The sequence below is a fragment of the Micromonospora sp. NPDC048894 genome, assembly GCF_040649765.1.
GTDB lineage: Bacteria > Actinomycetota > Actinomycetes > Mycobacteriales > Micromonosporaceae > Micromonospora > Micromonospora antibiotica.
The window spans coordinates 282096-300845 of the sequence record NZ_JBEZFY010000001.1 but is presented as its reverse complement, the minus strand read 5'-3'; the positions used below and the strand labels follow the sequence as shown (position 1 = coordinate 300845).

Annotated in this window: 20 protein-coding genes and 3 tRNA genes; 14 read left to right on the top strand and 9 right to left on the bottom strand. The window is 73.4% G+C overall.

Annotated elements, in window-relative coordinates; translation table 11 throughout:
• Positions 1-277: 277 nt before the first annotated feature.
• Entirely contained in the window at positions 278-1033 is a 756-nt protein-coding gene (locus AB0C22_RS01420) for a crotonase/enoyl-CoA hydratase family protein (protein ID WP_357532852.1), read from the top strand.
• A gap of 221 nt (positions 1034-1254) precedes the next feature.
• Here AB0C22_RS01420 and AB0C22_RS01415 read toward each other — a convergent pair whose 3' ends face one another.
• From AB0C22_RS01415 to AB0C22_RS01405, 3 genes are all read right to left on the bottom strand, one after another.
• The gene (locus AB0C22_RS01415) at positions 1255-2739 is read right to left on the bottom strand and encodes an FAD-dependent oxidoreductase (RefSeq protein ID WP_357532850.1); all 1485 of its coding nucleotides are present in this window, start codon (positions 2737-2739) and stop codon (positions 1255-1257) included.
• A gap of 151 nt (positions 2740-2890) precedes the next feature.
• Entirely contained in the window at positions 2891-4213 is a 1323-nt protein-coding gene (locus AB0C22_RS01410) for a deoxyribodipyrimidine photo-lyase (protein WP_219465606.1), read from the bottom strand.
• Positions 4210-5121, bottom strand: a complete 912-nt coding sequence (locus AB0C22_RS01405; protein ID WP_357532847.1) for a phytoene/squalene synthase family protein — start codon at positions 5119-5121, stop codon at positions 4210-4212. The genes AB0C22_RS01410 and AB0C22_RS01405 overlap by 4 nt, the downstream gene beginning before the upstream one ends.
• 64 nt (positions 5122-5185) lie before the next feature.
• Between AB0C22_RS01405 and AB0C22_RS01400 the strand changes: the two genes are divergently transcribed.
• The 9 genes from AB0C22_RS01400 (at position 5186) to AB0C22_RS01360 (ending at position 11720) form a co-directional block, all read left to right on the top strand.
• Positions 5186-6340, top strand: coding sequence for a polyprenyl synthetase family protein (locus AB0C22_RS01400; RefSeq protein WP_219465604.1), 1155 nt, complete (start codon positions 5186-5188; stop codon positions 6338-6340).
• 28 nt (positions 6341-6368) lie between these two features.
• Positions 6369-7850 (top strand): phytoene desaturase family protein, encoded by a 1482-nt coding sequence (crtI, locus tag AB0C22_RS01395; protein WP_357532844.1) that lies wholly within the window; start codon positions 6369-6371, stop codon positions 7848-7850.
• Between the two features lie 4 nt (positions 7851-7854).
• Positions 7855-8517: an isopentenyl-diphosphate Delta-isomerase gene (gene idi, locus AB0C22_RS01390; protein ID WP_219465602.1), complete on the top strand. Its 663-nt coding sequence runs from the start codon at positions 7855-7857 to the stop codon at positions 8515-8517.
• A complete protein-coding gene (locus AB0C22_RS01385; RefSeq protein WP_219465601.1) occupies positions 8507-9445 on the top strand; it encodes a MerR family transcriptional regulator in 939 nt (312 codons plus the stop codon). Before idi ends, AB0C22_RS01385 begins: the two co-directional genes overlap by 11 nt.
• A gap of 63 nt (positions 9446-9508) precedes the next feature.
• Positions 9509-10297, top strand: coding sequence for a polysaccharide deacetylase family protein (locus AB0C22_RS01380; protein ID WP_208565367.1), 789 nt, complete (start codon positions 9509-9511; stop codon positions 10295-10297).
• Between the two features lie 143 nt (positions 10298-10440).
• A tRNA-Glu gene (locus AB0C22_RS01375) sits at positions 10441-10513 on the top strand.
• Positions 10514-10544: 31 nt separating this feature from the next.
• Positions 10545-10621, top strand: a tRNA-Asp gene (locus AB0C22_RS01370).
• A 102-nt stretch (positions 10622-10723) separates the two neighbouring features.
• Positions 10724-10797, top strand: a tRNA-Phe gene (locus tag AB0C22_RS01365).
• A gap of 398 nt (positions 10798-11195) precedes the next feature.
• Entirely contained in the window at positions 11196-11720 is a 525-nt protein-coding gene (locus tag AB0C22_RS01360) for an SRPBCC family protein (RefSeq protein WP_208565366.1), read from the top strand.
• Positions 11721-11732: 12 nt separating this feature from the next.
• Here the strand turns inward: AB0C22_RS01360 and AB0C22_RS01355 are convergent, their stop codons facing one another.
• Positions 11733-12449 carry a DUF2786 domain-containing protein gene (locus AB0C22_RS01355; protein ID WP_219465600.1) on the bottom strand — a complete coding sequence of 239 codons (717 nt, stop codon included), beginning with the start codon at positions 12447-12449 and terminating at the stop codon, positions 11733-11735.
• Positions 12450-12576: 127 nt separating this feature from the next.
• Here AB0C22_RS01355 and AB0C22_RS01350 point away from each other — a divergent pair, with 127 nt between their 5' ends.
• The gene (locus AB0C22_RS01350; protein WP_219465599.1) at positions 12577-12990 is read left to right on the top strand and encodes a hypothetical protein; all 414 of its coding nucleotides are present in this window, start codon (positions 12577-12579) and stop codon (positions 12988-12990) included.
• Between the two features lie 36 nt (positions 12991-13026).
• Here AB0C22_RS01350 and AB0C22_RS01345 read toward each other — a convergent pair whose 3' ends face one another.
• Positions 13027-13416 carry a hypothetical protein gene (locus tag AB0C22_RS01345; protein WP_219465597.1) on the bottom strand — a complete coding sequence of 130 codons (390 nt, stop codon included), beginning with the start codon at positions 13414-13416 and terminating at the stop codon, positions 13027-13029.
• 183 nt (positions 13417-13599) lie between these two features.
• Between AB0C22_RS01345 and AB0C22_RS01340 the strand changes: the two genes are divergently transcribed.
• A complete protein-coding gene (locus AB0C22_RS01340; RefSeq protein WP_208565362.1) occupies positions 13600-14952 on the top strand; it encodes an ABC transporter substrate-binding protein in 1353 nt (450 codons plus the stop codon).
• Positions 14953-15000: 48 nt separating this feature from the next.
• Here the strand turns inward: AB0C22_RS01340 and AB0C22_RS01335 are convergent, their stop codons facing one another.
• Both AB0C22_RS01335 and AB0C22_RS01330 read right to left on the bottom strand, forming a co-directional pair.
• Complete coding sequence (locus tag AB0C22_RS01335; RefSeq protein WP_357532840.1) at positions 15001-15744, bottom strand: enoyl-CoA hydratase/isomerase family protein; 744 nt, start codon at positions 15742-15744, stop codon at positions 15001-15003.
• Positions 15741-16595, bottom strand: coding sequence for a 3-hydroxyacyl-CoA dehydrogenase family protein (locus AB0C22_RS01330; protein ID WP_208565815.1), 855 nt, complete (start codon positions 16593-16595; stop codon positions 15741-15743). Before AB0C22_RS01330 ends, AB0C22_RS01335 begins: the two co-directional genes overlap by 4 nt.
• A gap of 169 nt (positions 16596-16764) precedes the next feature.
• Here AB0C22_RS01330 and AB0C22_RS01325 point away from each other — a divergent pair, with 169 nt between their 5' ends.
• Complete coding sequence (locus tag AB0C22_RS01325; protein ID WP_208565360.1) at positions 16765-17070, top strand: hypothetical protein; 306 nt, start codon at positions 16765-16767, stop codon at positions 17068-17070.
• Positions 17071-17101: 31 nt separating this feature from the next.
• Here the strand turns inward: AB0C22_RS01325 and AB0C22_RS01320 are convergent, their stop codons facing one another.
• Entirely contained in the window at positions 17102-17941 is an 840-nt protein-coding gene (locus AB0C22_RS01320; protein WP_357532838.1) for a methyltransferase domain-containing protein, read from the bottom strand.
• A gap of 43 nt (positions 17942-17984) precedes the next feature.
• Between AB0C22_RS01320 and AB0C22_RS01315 the strand changes: the two genes are divergently transcribed.
• Complete coding sequence (locus tag AB0C22_RS01315) at positions 17985-18365, top strand: PPOX class F420-dependent oxidoreductase (RefSeq protein WP_208565358.1); 381 nt, start codon at positions 17985-17987, stop codon at positions 18363-18365.
• 109 nt (positions 18366-18474) lie between these two features.
• On the opposite strand, the gene AB0C22_RS01310 is transcribed toward AB0C22_RS01315, so the two are convergent.
• Positions 18475-18684 (bottom strand): BldC family transcriptional regulator, encoded by a 210-nt coding sequence (locus tag AB0C22_RS01310; protein WP_007073996.1) that lies wholly within the window; start codon positions 18682-18684, stop codon positions 18475-18477.
• Positions 18685-18750: the final 66 nt, after the last annotated feature.

The following is an 18750-nucleotide window of genomic DNA, read 5'->3' as shown; positions in this document are numbered from 1 at the left end:
CGCTGCCCAAGTCCCAGGGGACCCAGCACCAGCGCCACCCGCAAGCCCCGCGCAACAGGCAGGGGCTTGCGGGCAGGCGGGAGGAGCGGGGAGCGCACCCGCAAGCCCGCGCAGCAGGCAGGGCTTGCGGACAGGCGGGGTGAGCGGAAGCGCCCCCGCGCAGCAGGCAGGGCCTGCGGGTGCAGGCAGGACAGGCGGGGAGCGCACCCGCAGGCCCCGCGCAGCAGGCGGGGCAGGCGGGTGCAGGCGGGGTGGCCGGGCGGGGGATGCTGGGGGGATGGCGGTGCATGTTGCCCGGAACGGGGCGGTGACCACGGTGATCCTCGACCGGGCGGCGGCGCGCAACGCCGTCGACGGGCCGACCGCGCGGGCGCTCGCCGACGCGTTCCGCGCCTTCGAGGCCGACCCGGAGGCCCGGGTCGCGGTGCTGTGGGGTGCGGGCGGCACGTTCTGCTCGGGTGCCGACCTCAAGGCCATCGGCACGCCGAGCGGCAACCGGGTCGAGCCCGACGGCGACGGCCCGATGGGTCCGACGCGGATGGCACTGTCCAAGCCGGTCGTCGCGGCGATCTCCGGGTACGCGGTGGCCGGTGGCCTGGAGCTGGCGCTCTGGTGCGATCTGCGGGTCGCCGAGTCGGACGCGGTGCTCGGGGTGTTCTGCCGACGCTGGGGAGTGCCGCTGATCGACGGCGGCACGGTACGACTGCCCCGGCTGATCGGCCAGAGCCGGGCGATGGACCTGATCCTCACCGGCCGCCCGGTGCCCGCTGACGAGGCGTACGCGATGGGGCTGGTCAACCGGGTGGTCGCGCCGGGTGAGGCGCGGACGGCGGCCGAGCAGCTCGCTGCCGAGATCGCCCGGCATCCGCAGACCTGCCTGCGCAACGACCGGGCTTCGGTGCTGGCCGGTGCCGGCCAGCCCGAGCCGGAGGCGTTCGCCACCGAGTTCGCCTACGGCATCGACTCGTTGGCGGCGGACGCCACAGCCGGCGCGGCCCGGTTCGCCGCCGGAGCCGGCCGGCACGGACAGTAATTCCGGCCCGGCCGGCACGAACCGGGAACCCCACCCGGCCCGGGGCACGAACCGCTCACCCCACCCGGCCCGGGGCACGAACCTGGAACCCACTCGGCCCGGGGCACGAACCGCGCACCCCACCCGGCCGGCGTGAACCGGGAACCTGGCCCGGTCTGCTCCGAGGCCGGACCGGACCGGCCGACCCGGCGGTTGCGCCGCGCCGGGCCGGTGCGCCGGGCTCAGCTCAGGTCGTTCAGGGCGCTCTGGATGGCCCGGTGGAACGTCGGGTACGCATAGATCATGTGCCTCAGCTGGCTGACCGGCACGGCCGCGTGCACCGCCACGACCAGCGCCGACAGCACCTCACCCCCGGCCGGGCCGACCGACGTCGCACCGATCAGCACCCCCTGGTCGGCGTCGGCGATCACCTTGATGAAGCCGCCCGGTTCGCCACCGTGGATCCAGCCCCGGGTGGACGACGACAGCTCGGTGAAGCCGACCTGCACGTTGATGCCCCGCTCGCGGGCCTGCCGTTCGGTGAGCCCGACCGCGCCCACCTCCGGGTCGGTGAAGGTGACCCGGGGCAGCGCCCGGTAGTCGGCGCGGGGCACGGTGCCGGCGGCGCCGCTCGGGCCGGCCGCGCCCATCGAACCCCCGACGGCGCTGGCCGCGCCCATCGCACCGCCCACCACGCTGGCGGTGCCGCTGGCGTCGGGGCCGCCCTCGGCCCGCCGGGCGTGGTCGAGCACGTCGGCGACCACGATCGACGCCTGGTACATGGCGATGTGGGTGAACGCGCCCTCGCCGGTCACGTCGCCGACCGCCCAGATCCCGTCGGTGACGTGCATCCGGTCGTCCACCGGCAGGTAGCGCTGGGTGGCGTCCACCCCGACGGTGTCCAACCCCAACTCGTCCAGGTGGGCCCGGCGACCGGTCACCACCAGCAGTTTCTCGGCGCTGAACGACCGGTCACCGGCGTACACGGTGAAGGTGTCGTCGTCGTGGCCGACCCGTTCGATCTTGACCTCGGTGGCGATCTCCACCCCGTCGGCACGCAACGCGGCGGCGGCCACCTCGGACGACTCCGGCTCTTCGAGGGCGAGCACCCGGCCGGACGCCTCCAGCACGGTCACCCCGACCCCGAACCGGGCGAAGACCTGCGCCAGCTCCAGCCCGATCGCGCCGCCCCCGATGATCAGCAGGGTCGCCGGTAGCTCCGCCGCCTCGATCGCCTGGTGGTTCGTCCAGTACGGGGTGCCCGCCAGCCCGTCGATCGGCGGGATCGACGGGCGGGTACCGGTGCCGAGGACGACGCCCCGCCGGGCCTGGAACACCTGGTCACCGATCCGGACCCGGCCGGGACCGTCGAGCCGGCCGCTGCCACGCAGGAACCGCCCGCCCTTGCCGGTGAACCGGTCCACCGCGGCCCGGTCGTTCCAGGTGTCGGTGGCCTCCTCCCGGATGCGTTTCGCCACCGGCGCCCAGTCGGCCCGGACCTGCGCCGACCCGGCCAGCCCGTCGACCCGTCGCGCCTCGGCCAGGGCGTTCGCCGCCCGGATCATCATCTTGCTGGGGATGCACCCCCAGTACGGGCACTCCCCGCCGACCAGGTCCCGTTCGACGCCGACGACGCTGAGGCCGGCCTCGGCGAGTCGCCCGGCCACCTCCTCGCCGCCCACGCCGAGCCCGACCACGACCACGTCCACCAGTTCCGGCTCTGCCATCCCGTCAGCATTCCGCACGACCCCACCCTCGGCCACCGGTCCACCCCGGAATTCCCGCCCGCGTGCACCGCCGGACCCGGCCCCGCACCGTCTGGGACCCGGCCCGGCGCAAGCGGCCCGGCGCAAGCGGCCCGGGCCGACGGGCCAGACCTCAGCGCAGCCAGACCGGGTCGGCGTCGGGCACCTCCAGCGGCGGCGGGTAGTCGAGGGTGCGTCGCACCTCGGCGGGCAGCCGCCACGGCTGGTGCACGGCCTTGCCGGCCACCGCCGCCAGCTCGGGCACCCAACGACGCACGTACCCGCCGTCGGGGTCGTAGCGTTCGGCCTGGCGGACCGGGTTGAGCCCGCGGTAGGGGCGGCTGTCGTTGCCGGTGCCGGCCACCCACTGCCAGTTGCCGGAGTTGTCGGGCACGTCCCCGTCGAGCAGCCAGCGGGAGAAGACCGCGAGACCGGGCCGCCAGTCCAGGCCGAGCACCTTGGTCAGGTAGCCGGCGGTGATCAGCCGGGCCCGGTTGTGCATCCACCCCTCGGCGTGCAGTTGACGCATCCCGGCGTCCACGATCGGCATCCCGGTCCGGCCTTCGGTCCAGGCGGTCAACGCCGCCGCGTCGTACCGCCAGTCCTCGGTGGCCCCGCGCCGGTACGCCTTCGCCGCGATCTCCGGGAAGGCGGCGGTGACCTGGTGGTAGAAGTCCCGCCAGCAGAGCTGCCTGACGAACGGGTGCCCCCGGTCGTCGGCCCGGTTCGCCACCGCCAGCGGGGACAGGCAGCCGAACCGCAGGTACGGGCTGAGCCGGGAGGTCTCGTCGCCGGCCAGGTCGTCGTGGATGTCGTCGTACCGGCGCAGGGTCGGCAACCACTGGGTGAGCCGGCGCTGCCCGACGGTCTCGCCGCCGACCGCGGCCTGCGGCGACTCGCCCTTCGGCAGCGCCGGCAGCCGGCCGACCGCGACCCCGTCGGGCAGGGTGACCCGCCGGGGCGCGGCCAGCTCCTCCCGCCACTGCGCCGCGGACCAGACCCGGTGGTACGGGGTGAACACCCGGTAGTGGTCGCCGCCGCCGGGTCGCAGCGCCCCCGGCTCGACGATCGTGACGCCGGGGAAGAGCCGCAGGGCGAGCCGGTGCCGGTCGCACTCGGCGCGCAGCCGGCGTTCCCGGCGCTGGGCGTAGCGACTGACGTCGGCGGACAGGCCGATGCCCTCGGCGTCCACCTCCCGGGCCACCCGGACCGTCTCGGCCACCGGGTCGCCCCGGCGGATCACCAGGTCACCGCCGAGCCCGCGCAGGGTGTCCCGCAGCTCGGCGAGGCACTGGTGCAGGAACCGGGTGCGGTTGGGCGAGTGGTCGGCCAGCGTCGGGTCGAGGACGTACAGCGGCACCACCCGGTCGAAGGCGGCGCAGGCCGTCGCCAGCGCCGGGTGGTCGTGCACCCGCAGGTCGCGGGTGAACAACACCACCGCCGTACGGCCGCTCACGTCAGGGCCGGGCCGGGCACCACGACCGGGGTGCCGGTACGGGTCAGCAGGGCCTTCGCCGCCACCGCCAGCCGTCGCCGCTGGGGCACCACGGCCCGCTTGACGAACACGTCGTAGTCCTGGGCGGCGACCTCGTCGAGGATGCCGCCGTAGAGGGCGTAGGCGGTGCGCATGCACGCCTGGGAGGCGGGGGCGAGCAGGGTGATGCCGGGCGCGGCGGCGGCGTAGTGGGCCTGGGCGCGGGTCACCTCGTACTCGATCAGGTCGCGGATCTTGTCGGTGCTGTGGCCGGCGGCCTGGGCGGCGAGCAGGTCCTCGCGGGTGACGTTGAACTTGGCGAGGTCCTCGTCGGGCAGGTAGGTGCGGCCCCGGTCGAGGTCCTCGGCGACGTCCCGGATGAAGTTGGTCAGCTGGAAGGCGAACCCGAGCTGCCGGGCCGGTTCCCGGGCGGCGACCGGGTCGGAGCTGCCGAGGATGGGCAGCATCATGGTGCCGATGACCGCCGCCGAGCCCTCCATGTAGTCGAGCAGGTCGTCGTAGGTCGGGTAGGACATGACGGTCAGGTCCATCGCCATGCTGCGCAGGAACGACGCGAAGTCGGCCCGGTCCAGGTCGAACACGGCGATGGTGTGCAGCACCGCCGGCAGCAGCGGGTCGTCGACCGGCTCACCGTGCAGGCCGGCGACGAAGCGGGAACCCCAGGCGTCCAGCCGGGCGGCCCGCTCGGCGGGGGGCAGGTCCTCGGTGCGGTCCACGATCTCGTCGGCGTAGCGGGTGAACCCGTACAGGGCGTGCACGTGTCGGCGTTTCCATGCGGGGAGCAGCCGGGTGGCGAGATAGTAGGTGCGCCCGTGGTGTCTGTGCAGCTCCTGGCAGCGGGCATAGGCAGCGGTGAGATCGGTGTCCACCGGGCCTCCTCTGATTCGACGCAGCAATCGACGCAACTCGTAACCCTAGGGTACGCTCGCCCCCATGGCCAACGACGCAGTTGCGGGTAACGCGCTCCGCGTCGCGCCGGCACAGCCGGGAGCGACGGACGATCCGGTCCACGGCGTACTGGCCGCCTTCGCCCGTGACCTGGTCGACGACGTCGACGGCACCCTGTCGGCGTTCCTCGCCCGCGAGGTCGACGCGCTGACCGAGATCGACGCAGCGATGGGCGGTTTCGCCGCGACGGCACGCGACTGCGTGCTGGCCGGCGGCAAGCGGGTCCGCCCGACCTTCGCCTACTGGGGCTGGCGGGGTGTGGTGGGCGGCGACGCGCCACTGCCCACCGTGCTGCCCGCGCTGGCCGCCCTGGAACTGCTGCACACCTTCGCCCTGGTGCACGACGACGTGATGGACGCCTCGGACACCCGACGGGGCCTGCCCACCGTGCACCGGGCCGCCGCCGCCCGGCACGTCACCGCCGGACACACCGGCGATCCGGGCCGGTTCGGTGAGTCGGTTGCCGTCCTCATCGGCGACCTCTGCCTGGTCTGGGCGGACCGGCTGCTCGCCCACGCCACCGTGCCGCCGACCCGGATGCTGGAGGTGCGGCGCTGCTACGACCAGATGCGCGTCGAGACCATCGCCGGGCAGTACCTCGACGTGCTCGGCGAAAACGACGCGGCGAACTGGTCGGTGGACCGGGCGCTGCGGGTGGCCCGCTACAAGACGGCCAGCTACACCGTCCAGCGTCCGCTGCTCTTCGGCGCCTGCCTGGCCGGCACCGAGCCCGACGCGCCGCTGATCGCCGCGTACACCCGCTACGGACTGGCCGTCGGCGAGGCGTTCCAGCTCCGCGACGACCTGCTCGGCGTCTACGGTGACCCGGCGGCGACCGGCAAGCCGGCCGGCGACGACCTGCGCACCGGCAAGCCGACGGTGCTGCTGATGCTCGCCCGCCAACTCGCCACCGGCGGCCAGCGGCGGGCGTTGGAGCGGGCCGGCACCGCCGTCGGCATCCGCGAGGTCGCCCGGCTGGCCGACATCGTCGCCGACACCGGAGCGGTCGGCCGGGTCGAGCGAATGATCTCCGACCGGGTCACCGACGCGCTCGCCGCGTTGGAGACCGCGTCGATCGACGAGACGGCGCGCACCGCGCTGACCGGTCTCGCCACCGCCGCCGCGACGCGGCGGGCATGATGGGCAACTTTCTGAAGGAGGTGGTCGCGTGCGGACCGTGACGGGACGTACGGACCGGGTGGTGGTCGTGGGCGCGGGCCTGGGCGGGCTGGCGTGCGCGCTGCACCTGGCCGGTAGCGGCCGGCAGGTGACCGTGCTGGAACGCGAGCCGGTGCCGGGCGGACGGGCCGGGCGGCTCAGCGTCGACGGGTACGAGTTCGACACCGGCCCCACCGTGCTCACCATGCCCGACCTGATCGCCGAGGCGCTCGGTGCGGTCGGCGAGGAGCTGCACGACTGGCTCGACCTGACCCCGATCGACCCCGCCTACCGGGCCTACTACCCGGACGGCTCCACCCTGGACGTGATCACCGACACCACCCGGATGGCGGCCGAGATCTCCCGGGTCTGCGGCCCCCGCGAGGCCGACGGCTACCTGCGGTTCGTCGACTACGCCCGCAACCTGTGGAACTGGGAACGGGCCGACTTCATCGACCGCAACCTGGACGCCCCGACCGACCTGCTCACCGGCAACCTGCTGAAGTTGCTGGCGAACGGGGCGTTCCGGCGACTCCAAACCAAGATCAACCAGTTCTTCTCCGACCCGCGTACCCAGCGGATCTTCTCCTTCCAGGCGATGTACGCCGGGCTCTCGCCGCACGACGCGCTGGCCATCTACAGCGTCATCGCGTACCTCGACTCGGTGGCCGGGGTCTACTTCCCGCGCGGCGGCATCCACGCGGTCTCCAAGGGGATGGCCGGCGCGGCCGAGAAGCACGGCGTCCAGGTCCGCTACGACACCACGGTCGCCCGGGTGGAGACCGCCAACGGCCGGGCCACCGGCGTGGTCACCGCCGACGGCGAGCTGATCCCGACCGACGTGGTGGTGCTCAACCCGGACCTGCCGGTCGCCTACCGCGACCTGCTCCCCGAGGATCGGCAGCGGAAGCTGACCTACTCGCCGTCCTGCGTGGTCCTGCACGTCGGATCGACGCAGGGGTATGGGAAGATCGCTCATCACAACATCCACTTCGGACGGTCCTGGAAGGGCACCTTCGACGAGGTGATCAGGCGCGGCGAGCTGATGAGCGACCCGTCGCTGCTGGTCACCAACCCGAGCCGGACCGACCCGTCGGTCGCCCCGGACGGCCGGCACACCTACTACGTGCTGGCCCCGGTGCCCAACCTCGACCGGGCCCCGTTCGACTGGCGGGGCGACCTGAGCCGGCGCTACGCCGACCAGCTCGTCGCCACGCTGGAGGAGCGCGGGTACGTCGGGTTCGGCGCCGGCATCGAGGTGTTGCGTACGATCACCCCCGCCGAGTGGGAGGAGCAGGGAATGGCCGCCGGTACGCCGTTCGCCGCCGCGCACAGCCTCTTCCAGACCGGGCCGTTCCGCCCGTCCAATCTGCACCGCAGCCTGCCCAACGTGGTCTTCACCGGCTCCGGCACCCAGCCCGGTGTCGGTGTGCCGATGGTGCTGATCTCCGGCAAGCTGGCCGCCAACCGCATCACCGGCGCGGGTCGGTGACCGCGTGAAATCCCGGGAGGCTCACCTCGTCGAGCTGGTCGACGACACCGGCCGGGTGCTCGGCGAGACCACCGTCGCCGCCGCCCACCAGGCACCCGGTCGCCTGCACCGGGCCTTCTCGGTGCTGCTGGTCGACCCGGACGGCCGGGTCCTCCTGCAACAGCGGGCCCCGGTCAAGACCCGGTTCCCGCTGCGCTGGGCCAACTCGTGCTGCGGGCACCCACTGCCGGCCGAGTCACTGGCGGAGGCCGCCAACCGCCGGCTCGCCGAGGAGCTGGGCGCCGGGCCGGTGTCGTTGACCGAGGTCGGCGTCTACCTCTACTACGCCGAGGACCCGGCCACCGGTCGGGTCGAGTTCGAGTACGACCACGTGCTCCGGGCCGACGTGCCGGCCGTACTCACCCTGCGGCCGGACCCGGACGAGGTGGCCGAGCTGCGCTGGGTCGACCCGACCCGGTTGATGACCGAGATCGACGCCGACCCGCGCCCGTACGCCCCCTGGCTCGGTGGTGTGGTGAGCCGACTGCTCCGGCCGGCCCCGACCACCACCGGCCCCGATGCCCCTGCCGGGGGTCCCGAGGCTCCCGCCGGGGGTCCCGCCGCCGGCTCCGCAATACCGTCCGGCCGCCGGGTGGACGACGCGTCGGAGCGGTCGGGTGGTCGCTGAGCCGCTGAGCGCGGGGGCCGTGGCACGCCGGCTCGGCGTGGCGGTCACCACCCTGCGTACCTGGCACCAGCGCTACGGCCTCGGCCCGAGCGAGCACGTCCCCGGTCACCACCGGCGCTACACCCCGGCCGACCTGGCCCGCCTGGAGATCATGCGGAAGCTCACCGCCGAGGGGGTCAGCCCGGCGGAGGCGGCCCGCTGGGCGAAACAGAGCCCCGGCACCGCGCTACGCCTGCCGGCCGGGGCCAGCCGGGACGGCGGCGGACAGGCCATCCCCGTCGGCCGGGCGGGACCGGCGGCCCGGGGGCTGGCCCGCGCCGCGATGCGACTGGACGCGGCGGCGATCGGCGACACCATCTCCCAGGCGCTGGCCACCGACGGGGTGATCGCCACCTGGGAGGGGCTGCTCCGGCCGGTGCTGGCCGGCATCGGTGAGCGGTTCGTGGCCACCGCCGGCCTGATCGACGTGGAGCACCTGATGTCCCGGTGCGTCTCCGAGGCGTTCGCCGCCGTCGCCCGCTCCGGCCGGGCCACCGGGCCGGCCCGCATCCTGCTGTCCTGCGCCGACGAGGAGCAGCACACCCTGCCCCTGGAGGCGCTCGCCGCGGCGCTGGCCGAGGCGGGGGTGGCGTACCGGATGCTCGGCGCCCGGGTGCCGGTGGCCGCGCTGGTCGAGGCGGTCAACCGGACCGGGCCGGCGGCCGTGGTGGTCTGGTCGCACACCCGCCCCACCGCCGATCCGGGGCAGCTCTCCGCCCTGCTCGCGGTGCCCCGCCGACCGCTGCTGGTGCTCGCCGCCGGGCCGGGCTGGCGGGCCGACACCCTGCCCGCCGGAGTGGTCCGACCGGTCGACCTGGCCGAGGCGGTGTCGCTCGCGCTGGCCGTCCGGGATTCGTTGGACCAGTCCACCGGGACCGACCTGGCCTGACATATTTCGCTTTCGTGAACTACCGTCGGGGCCGTCCGCGTACCCCCATCCCTCGGAGTGACGATGCGTTCACGCCCCGTCCTGGCGGTTGTCCTGGGTCTGCTCCTGCTGGTCGCCGGCTGTGGAGACAAGCCCCGGCACGTCCGGCCGGCCGCCGCGCCCGCCCCGACGACCTCCGCACCCGAGCCGGCCCAGACCCCGGTGCCGACGCCGCCGCCGACCAAGAAGCCGAAGCCCCGGCTGCGGCCCAAGCCCAAGACGCTGCCCGCCGGATTGCGTAAGGCGACCGGGGTACGCGCGGTGGCGCTGACCTTCGACGACGGACCCGACCCGACCTGGACGCCGAAGGTGCTCAACCAGCTCCGGGCGGCGAAGGTCAAGGCGACGTTCTGCGTGGTCGGCACCCAGGTCCGCAAGCACCCGGAGCTGGTGGCCCGGATCGTCCGCGAGGGGCACCAGCTCTGCAACCACAGCTGGCACCACGACGTCGACCTGGGCCGCCGGCCGGTCGCCGACATCCGGGCCGACCTGGTGCGCACCAACCAGGCCATCACCAAGGCCGTTCCGGGCGCGAAGGTGCCGTTCTACCGGCAGCCCGGTGGCCGGTGGACGCCGGAGGTGGTGCAGGTCGCCAAGGAACTCGGCATGCGGTCGCTGCACTGGACCGTCGACCCCCAGGACTGGGCGAAGCCCACTTCCGGGGTGATCTCCGGGCGGATCAGGAGCGCCTCCCGCCCCGGTGCGGTGGTGCTGATGCACGACGGCGGGGGTGACCGGAGCCGCACCCTGGGCGCCGTGCCGCAGGTCATCGGCGACCTCAAGCGCCGTTTCGGCATCGCACCACCTCGCTGACCTGCTACTTTGCCGGGCCGCACCCCGGCAGGCATACCGGTTTGGTCGACCGCCGGGGCATGGCATATGCTTCTCATGCCTCCGGCGGGGCCGGATGGGAGCAAGTCCGCTTGAAGTTGCGAGTGTGCAATGATGGCGGGGCCGCCCTCATCGTCTAGCGGCCCAGGACGCCGCCCTTTCAAGGCGGTAGCACGGGTTCGAATCCCGTTGGGGGCACGATCCGGCCCAGCCGGAGGCAACAAAGCTAGGTCCTGTGGAGCAGTTGGAGTGCTCGCCGCCCTGTCAAGGCGGAGGTCGCGGGTTCAAGTCCCGTCAGGACCGCCAGCGCCGACGCCGCGTGCACCATTGCGCGGCGTTCTGCGTATCGGGACGTGTCACCCTGTCGGCGGAGACCCCGCCCTCCGGGTAACATGTCCCGAAGCACCAGGCCAGGTAGCTCAGTTGGTACGAGCGTCCGACTGAAAATCGGAAGGTCGGCGGTTCGACCCCGCCCCTGGCCACATAGCCTTTCGCCGGGCTACAGAGAGCGGTGACCTGCGGAAACGCGGTCACCGTTTTCGTGTATCCGGCCCAGATGTGGCGTCCACCCGGCCTGCCCCGTTCCGGCCGGAATGCCCACTGGCAGCCCACCGCCGCCCCGGCCACGGGTAGCTGCACCCGCGATCTGACCCTGCACCACTCAAGACCTCCCCTTGCGACCACCGCGCCCCGGTAGCCGCCGGCCACAGTGTCCCTGTCGCGCAGTCACGGGCCGTCCGCTTGGCGGCTGCACGGTGGCCGTCACCTGAGCCCGTTCCCGCCCGGTGGTGCCCAACCGCGCCCGGTCCAGGTCCATTGTCCGGAAGGGGCCAGTACGCGAGGCTGCAGAGCGCCTCATCAGCCGGTATGGTCCGGGCCTATGGGGCAGGAGAAGGCGAATCCGGAGGGCGTCCATCAGGACGTCGACCGATATTCGTTGCGCTCCACGCTCCTCGTCCCCGCCACCGCCGAGCAGGCCTTCGCGGTCTTCACCGGCTCGCTGGCCGACTGGTGGGTCCGGGAGTACACCTGGTCCGGCCCGGCGGCGCTCGCCGAGCTGGGGATGGAGCCCCGGGCCGGCGGCATGCTCTACGAGATCGGCCCGTACGGCTTCCGGGGCGACTGGGGCCGGGTGCTCACCTGGGACCCGCCACGGCGGCTCGTCTTCACCTGGCAGCTCGGCCCCGACCGGCTCCCGGTGCCCGACCCGGCGCGCGCCAGCGAGGTGGAGGTGCTGTTCCTGCCGGACGAGTCGGGGCGCACCCGCATCGAGCTGGAGCACCGGCACTTCGACCGGCACGGTGAGGCCGCCGAGGGCTACCGTGCGGCGTTGACGGCCGGCTGGCACGAGCTGCTCGGCCGCTATCTCGCCACCCTCACCGGCGCCGCCCCGGGCCCGCACTGACCCCACCGGTGTTCACCGTCCGGGGAGTCCGGGGTGGGGTGGGGTGGTCGGGGCGTGCACCGCGTCGGGCCCGCCGAGGTCGGCCCGTTGGCCGGCCGCCTCCCCCGCGCCGAACCCGGAGCCGGCGAGCCGGCGGGTGGGCGCGGTCCGCAGCCGGGGATAGACCTCGGTGACCCGGCGGGCCACCCGGTCGGAGCGGTCGGCCAGCACCAGCGCGACCGACGGGGTGCCGTCTTGCGCCACCGCGCCCGCCTCGGCGGCCCGGAGCCGTTCGGCGATCACCCGGGCGAAGCCGGCCAGCCAGGAGCGCCGGAACGCCGCCGGGTGTTCGCCGGGTGGGACCACGGTGCCGGCGAGGCCGTGCGCGGCCTGCACCAGCAGTGAGGTGAAGAGCAGGTCGACCCGTTCCAGGTCGCTGGCGAAGCCGAACAGGTGCAGCGCGAAGCCGGTGCCGGCAGGTCGGCGTATGCAGCGGCAGCGCAGCGGGTCGGCCACCGCCGCGAGCAGCCCGGCCTTGTCCCGGGCGTACGGGGCGACGACGTCGACCACCCGGTCGCCGACCGGGTCGGTGGTGGGGTCGCGGGCGGCCAGCAGGGCGCGGTCGACGCCGTAGCGGGCGATCAACTCGGTGGCCTTGGCGGTGAAGGCGGCCGCTTCGGCGGGGGTGCAGGCGGCGTCCTCTGCCTGGGCCAACAGCTTGCGCACCTTGCTGAGCATCGCCTCGGACATGGGTCACAGTTACCACAAAAGGTTCACGGTTGTGTCACAGCGGGATCAGAGATCGACAGATATCATCGCCACTCACCGCACCCTGTGCACGACGCAGGGTCCGCCCCTCTTCCCTGGAGGCACCACCATGGCATCCCGGACCGCCCGACTGACCGCAATCGTCGCCACCCTGCCCCTGCTGTGGTTCGGCGCACCCGCCCAGGCCGCCCCGGAGACGAACCTCTCCGCATCGGCTGCCACCTGCTATGGCGGGGCGGTCCGGTCGTACTTCCAGGTCGGTGGCTGGGGCGGGGACGCCGGGCCGTACAAGGCCAGCACCCGGTGCAAGGACGTCAACGTCAAGAACAGCAGCGAGTTCGGCACCGAGGCGTGTGTGGTCTTCATCGACAAGACCAACAAGTGCAACTACCTGACCTACCTGCCGGCGAAGTCCGACTGGATCACCGTCGCCACCAACGTGCGCGACGGCGCGAACTTCAAGGTCCGCTTCACCAACCTGCGCTACGAGTACGAGCCGCTGGTGGCGTACCACGCGTACTGAGCCGGCCGGCGCGGCGTCCGCACGGGCGTCGCGCCGTCAACCGGCCCGACTGCGCAGGGTCGCCACGGTCGAACCGGCGAGGGTGAGCAGGCAGTCCGGCAGCTGCCCGTCGGCGACCGCCGCCCCGAACAGCGCCTCACCGGTGTCGGCGTCGTGGTTGGCGTACGCGCTGACGAAGCGGGCCACCCAGCGGGTGTCGTACCCCGCGTCGTCGATGCCCGGGAAGTCCAACGCGCAGGCGCCCGGCGGTGGCGGGTCGCCGACCATGGTGGCGGCCAGCGTCCAGGCGACCGTGTAGGCACCGGCGAGGCCGGACCGGTCCACCACGGCGTCGAAGGTGCCGGCCACCGCGGCGCCGTCCCCGGTCAGCGCCGAATGGAGCACGGCGGTAGCGTCGGCCAGCGTCTGATCCGGTACGTCGGTCACCTGCGGCACAGTAGGACGCCAGGTCAAGCGAAGACAGCGCCGAGATGGTGACCACCCGCTGAGCCGACGTGACAGAGCGTACGGTCCGCTGTCGGGCCGGCGACCAGGGCAGCCTCCCTGGTCCCACGGTTGTCGTCGGCACGCTATGGTGCCCACCGGACCTGCGCCGGAGGAAGGACGACCATGCTCGTTACACGCGGCCCGCGCGCGGCCATCCTGGCGGCCTGCGCGTCGTTCCTGCTCGTCACCAGCGCCTGCGGGACGACCGACAAGCCCGAGGAGACGGCTGCCCCGCAGGTACGCCTGTACGGCACCGACGGCAACATGCTCAACTCCTTCGCCGCCGAGCTGAAGGACCGGGCGGATCTCGTCGACGGCATGAAGGGCACCACCCCGCTCACGCCGCTCACCGACGACTTCAAGCAGCGGCTACGTTCCATCGACCCGAAGTTGACCGACTACCTCTACGCGGCGGAGTCGTACGACGCGGTCATGATCAGTGCGCTGGCCGCCCAGTTGGCGGGCAGCACCGATCCGGCCGACATCGCCAAGCAGATCGTCGGGGTGACCACCAACGGTCAGCGCTGCACCGACGCGGCGAGCTGCCTGTCCCTGGCCCGCGACGCCCAGGACATCGAGTACCGCGGCCCGTCGCTGACCCGCGCCGGCTTCACCGACCTCGGGGAGCCGGCCACCGCCAGCTACGCGACCCTGCACTTCGACAACCAGAAGATCAACGACGCGAAGACCGAGTTCGTCGGTGCGGGGGACGAGTCCGGGGTGAGCACCAAGGCCGCCCCCAAGCCCAAGAAGCAGCGGGGTGGGCGCAACGACAGCAGCGACGGCTCCCCGCTGATCCTCGGTGGCCTGCTGCCCAAGACCGGTGACCTGGCCCTGGCCAACCCCCCGTTGGCGGCCGGCGTGGCGCTGGCACTCAAGGAGATCAACGCCGCCGGTGGGGTGCTCGGCGACCCGGTGATGTGGATCGACGGTGACGACGGCACCAACCCGGCCGTCGCCAAGGCCACCGTGGCCTCGCACGTCAAGGACAAGGTCCAGGTCATCATCGGGGCCGCCGCCTCCGGCATCTCCAGCGCGGTGCTGCCGGACGTGGTGGCGGCCGGCAAGATCCTCTTTTCGCCGTCCAACACCGACTCCGGGTTGAGCCAGGCCGACGACAAGGGCCTCTACTTCCGGACCGCCCCGCCGGACAGCCTCCAGGGCCGGGCCCTGGCCGACGTGATCCTCCGCGACGGCCCGCACAAGATCGTGGTGGTGGCCCGCAAGGACTCCTACGGCGAGGGCCTCCAGGAGACCGTCCGCGCCGAGCTGGAGCGGGCCGGCTTCGGCACCGACCGGGTGAAACTGTTCACCTACGAGCCGCCGGCCGACGCCAAGGCCCCGCCCGTCGACTTCGGCAGCCTGGCCGGCGAGATCAAGAACTACAAGCCGGAGGCGGTGCTGGTCATCGGCTTCGGTGAGTCCGCCGGGCTGATCAAGGCACTGGCCGACGCGGGCGTACCGATCCGGCACTGACGCGACGTGGGTGGGGCGGCACCGGGTGCGGTGCCGCCCCACCGACGTTCAGCGGGGTCGCCGACGTTCCAGGAAGTCCGTCATCCGACGGTGCTTCTCCTCGTCTTCGAAGAGCACCGCCTGGCTGACCAGGTCCAGCTGCGGGTGGGCGGCGGGCGGGGCGTCCACCGCCAGCTTGGTCAGCCGCAACGCCAACGCGGAACCCTTCGCCATCTCGTCGAGCAGTCCGTGCGCGGTGGGCAGCAGCTCCGCCGGTTCGGCCACCACCCGGTTGACCAGGCCGATCCGCAGCGCCTCGTCGGCGTCGACCCGCCGGCCGGTGAACAGCAGCTCCTTGGCCCGGCCCTCGCCGACCAGCGCCGGCAGCCGGTGGGTCGCCCCCGCGCCGGCCAGGATGCCCAACCGCACCTCCGGCTGGCCGAAGACCGCCCGCGCCGTGCACACCCGCAGGTCGCACGCGTACGCCAGCTCCGCGCCGCCGCCCAACGCGGGGCCGTCGACGGCGGCCACGCTCGGCATGGGCAGCGCCCGGAGCCGGGCGAAGGCCGCCGAGTTGATCGCGGCGAGGGCGTCCAGCCGGCCCCGCTCGCGCAGTTGACCGATGTCGGCCCCGCCGGCGAAGAGCCCGTCGGCGCCGCCGGTGAGCAGCAGCAGCCGCGGCCGGGCCTCCAGCGCGGCACAGACGTCGTGCAGCGCACGGATCAGGTCGGCGTCGATGGCGTTGCGTTTCTCCGGCCGGTCCAGGGTCACCACCACCCGGTCGGGCAGCTCCTCCACCCGCAGTCCGCTCATTGCCGGCGACCGTCCTTCCACGCGTAGAAGCCCTGGCCGGATTTCTTGCCGAGCTTCCCGGCGGCGACCATCTCGACCAGCAGCGGTGGCGGGGCGAACCGGTCACCGTAGGCGGCCTGGAGGGTGCGGGCGATGTCCAGCCGCACGTCCAGCCCGACCAGGTCGGTCAGCTCCAGCGGGCCGACCGGGTGCCGGTAGCCGAGCACCATCGCCTTGTCCACGTCGGCGGGTGCGGCCACCCCGTCGGCCACCATCCGGATCGCCTCCAGGCCGAGGGTCACCCCGAGCCGGGAGGTGGCGAACCCGGGCAGGTCGCGTACCACGACGGGGTCCTTGCCCAGCCGGCCGGCGAGCGCGACGGCCGCCGCGGTGGTCTCCGGCGCGGTGGCCGCGCCGACCACCACCTCCAGCAGGGCCATCGCCCAGACCGGGTTGAAGAAGTGCAGCCCGAGGAAGGACTCCGGCCGGGCCAGGCCCCCGGCCAGCTCGCCGATGGGGATGCTGGAGGTGTTGCTGCCCAGCAGCGCCGGGCGCAGCCGCTCCGCCTCGGCGAGCACCGACCGCTTCAGCTCCGGTCGCTCGGGGACCGCCTCGACGATCACCTCCGGTGCCGGGGCGACCTCGGCGAGCGCGCCCCGCAGGGTGATCCGGGCCCGCTGCGCGGCGGCCTCGTCGGCACCGGCCTTGCCCCGCTGCACCGCCCGCGCGCACAGCTCGTCGAGGCGGACGGCGGCGGCCTCGGCCCGCCCCCGGTCCACCTCCACCAACTCGACGGCGTAGCCCGCGCCGGCCGCCACGTAGGCGATGCCGAGCCCCATCGTGCCGGCCCCGACGACGACAAGACGACTCATGGACGCTCCCTCACTGCGCACGGTGACGTGCGGGGTCTCCGGCACGCCCGACCGCTCGCTTCGCTCGCTCATGGGTGCGACCCTATGCAGCACCGTTCCCGGCGGCATGCGTGGGGGATCGCCGCACCGGGTACAGACGGGCCAACGTCAAGGGAAGGAACCAGTCGACATGAGCCAGGCACCGGAGACCGTGGACGGCAGCGGCACCACCGACGGCACGGCGGTCGTGGAGACGCGCGGCAACGAGCGCGTCGACCTGCTCCGCGCCGACACCAACAACGACGGCAAGACCGACGTGTGGGTGGTGGACACCGACGGCGACGGCCGGGCGGACCTGTTCCAGTTCGACACCGACGGCGACGGCAAGGTCGACATCACCATGGTCGACATCGACGAGGACGGCACCCCGGACGAGGTGGTCGACGGCGACGGCGGCCTCCCCCCGGAGCCGCTTCCCCCGACCGTCCAGGTCTGATCCGGACGCGGGGGCCCGACCGGGCCCCCGCTCACCGCCCACCCGCCCCCCGGGCCCCGATCACCGCCTGCCGGCCCCGCTCACCGCCCCCGGGCCCCGCCAGCCGCAGGGTGGCCAGATAGTACGGGGCGTCGCGGTCGTCCACGTCCGTCAGCCGCCACGGGGTGCCCCGGACCAGTTCGGCCAACTCCTCGGCGGAGCAGACGAGGTAGTCGAACCACTCGGTTCCGAGTTCGCGGTAGCGCAGCCGCAACCGTAGTTGCCCGCCGAGGCGCCCCCGCTGCCGGTTCCACTCGTGGTAGCCGGTGTGCACCGGGTCGGTGGTGCCGTACGGGTCGGTGCCGTGCGCGATGACCTGCGCGCCGGGCCGGGCCAGCGCGGCGAGCGCGGCGAGGAACGCCGGGGCCCGCTCCCGTCCCTCGATCAGCCCCAGGTTGTTGCCGAGCAGCAGGAACGTGTCGTAGCGGCGGCCATCGGCGACGTGCTCGTCGACGGTGCCGAGAACGAGGTCGCGGACCCCCCGGTGCCGGCTGACCCGCAGCGCCCCCGGTGAGGTGTCCAGCCCGGTGACCGGCACCCCGCGCTCCTGGAGCACCAGCGCGATCCGCCCGCCCCCGACGCCGACGTCCAGGGTGGCCCCCCGGGTCCGGTCCACGGCCCGGTGGTCGTACGGCTGCCAGTGCTCCGGCCCGTCGAGGTAGTGCGCGGCGGGGGCCCCGTTGACCAGTCCGTCGTCCCGTTCGATGATCTCGATGACCGGTCGGGGCAGCCGTCCGCCGACCAACGGCCGGGGGCCGATCCCGGTGTGCACCGCGTACGCGTCGCGCAGTAGTTCTCCGAACACGTCGCCCAGCCGAGGTTCTCCGGTCACGACCTGCACGTTATCCGGGAGCGGTCGCCGTATCCTGGGCGGCGTGACCGATCTGGACCGCCTGGCGGCGGAGAAGTACGTCCTGCTGACGACGTTCCGCAAGGACGGTCGTGCGGTGTCCACCCCGGTCTGGGCGGTCCGTGACGACGACACCCTGGCGATCTGGACGGTTGCCGACTCGGGCAAGGTCAAGCGGATCCGGCGGGACGGCACGGTGACGGTGGCCCCCTGTGACGTGCGCGGCCGTCCGCTGGGCGAGGCGGTGCCGGGCCACGCGGTGCTCTGTGGGCCGCAGGAGAGCAGCCGGGTGCGTGACCTGCTCAAGCGCAAGTACCGGCTGCTGGGCCGGTTGACCCTGCTCGGCAGCCGGCTGCGCCGGGGCGAGGCGGGCACCATCGGTATCCGGGTCACCGTCGGGCCGTGACCGTCGGCCCGGCCGGTGACCGCACCGACCACGTACATGACTCAGGGGCGGTCGGTCGCCGCTTGCCGCGACGTCCGCCCGCCCCTGAGGTCGAAACGCTCTGACCGGGTCAGTCCCCCTGGCGCTGCTGGGGGATCTGTCCCTGTAGCAACGCCCGCACCTCCGACTCACGGTACCGACGGTGTCCGCCCAGGGTTCGGATCGCGCTGAGCTTCCCCGCCTTGGCCCACCGGGTCACCGTCTTCGGGTCGACACGGAACATCGACGCCACCTCGGCCGGCGTGAGTAGCGGCTCTGGTTCGTGCGTTCGCGATGCCATCGGTCACTCCTCCACATGGATAGACATCGGCCGGGGTCCCGCCGGCCGACGCGTCTCCCATGGTCC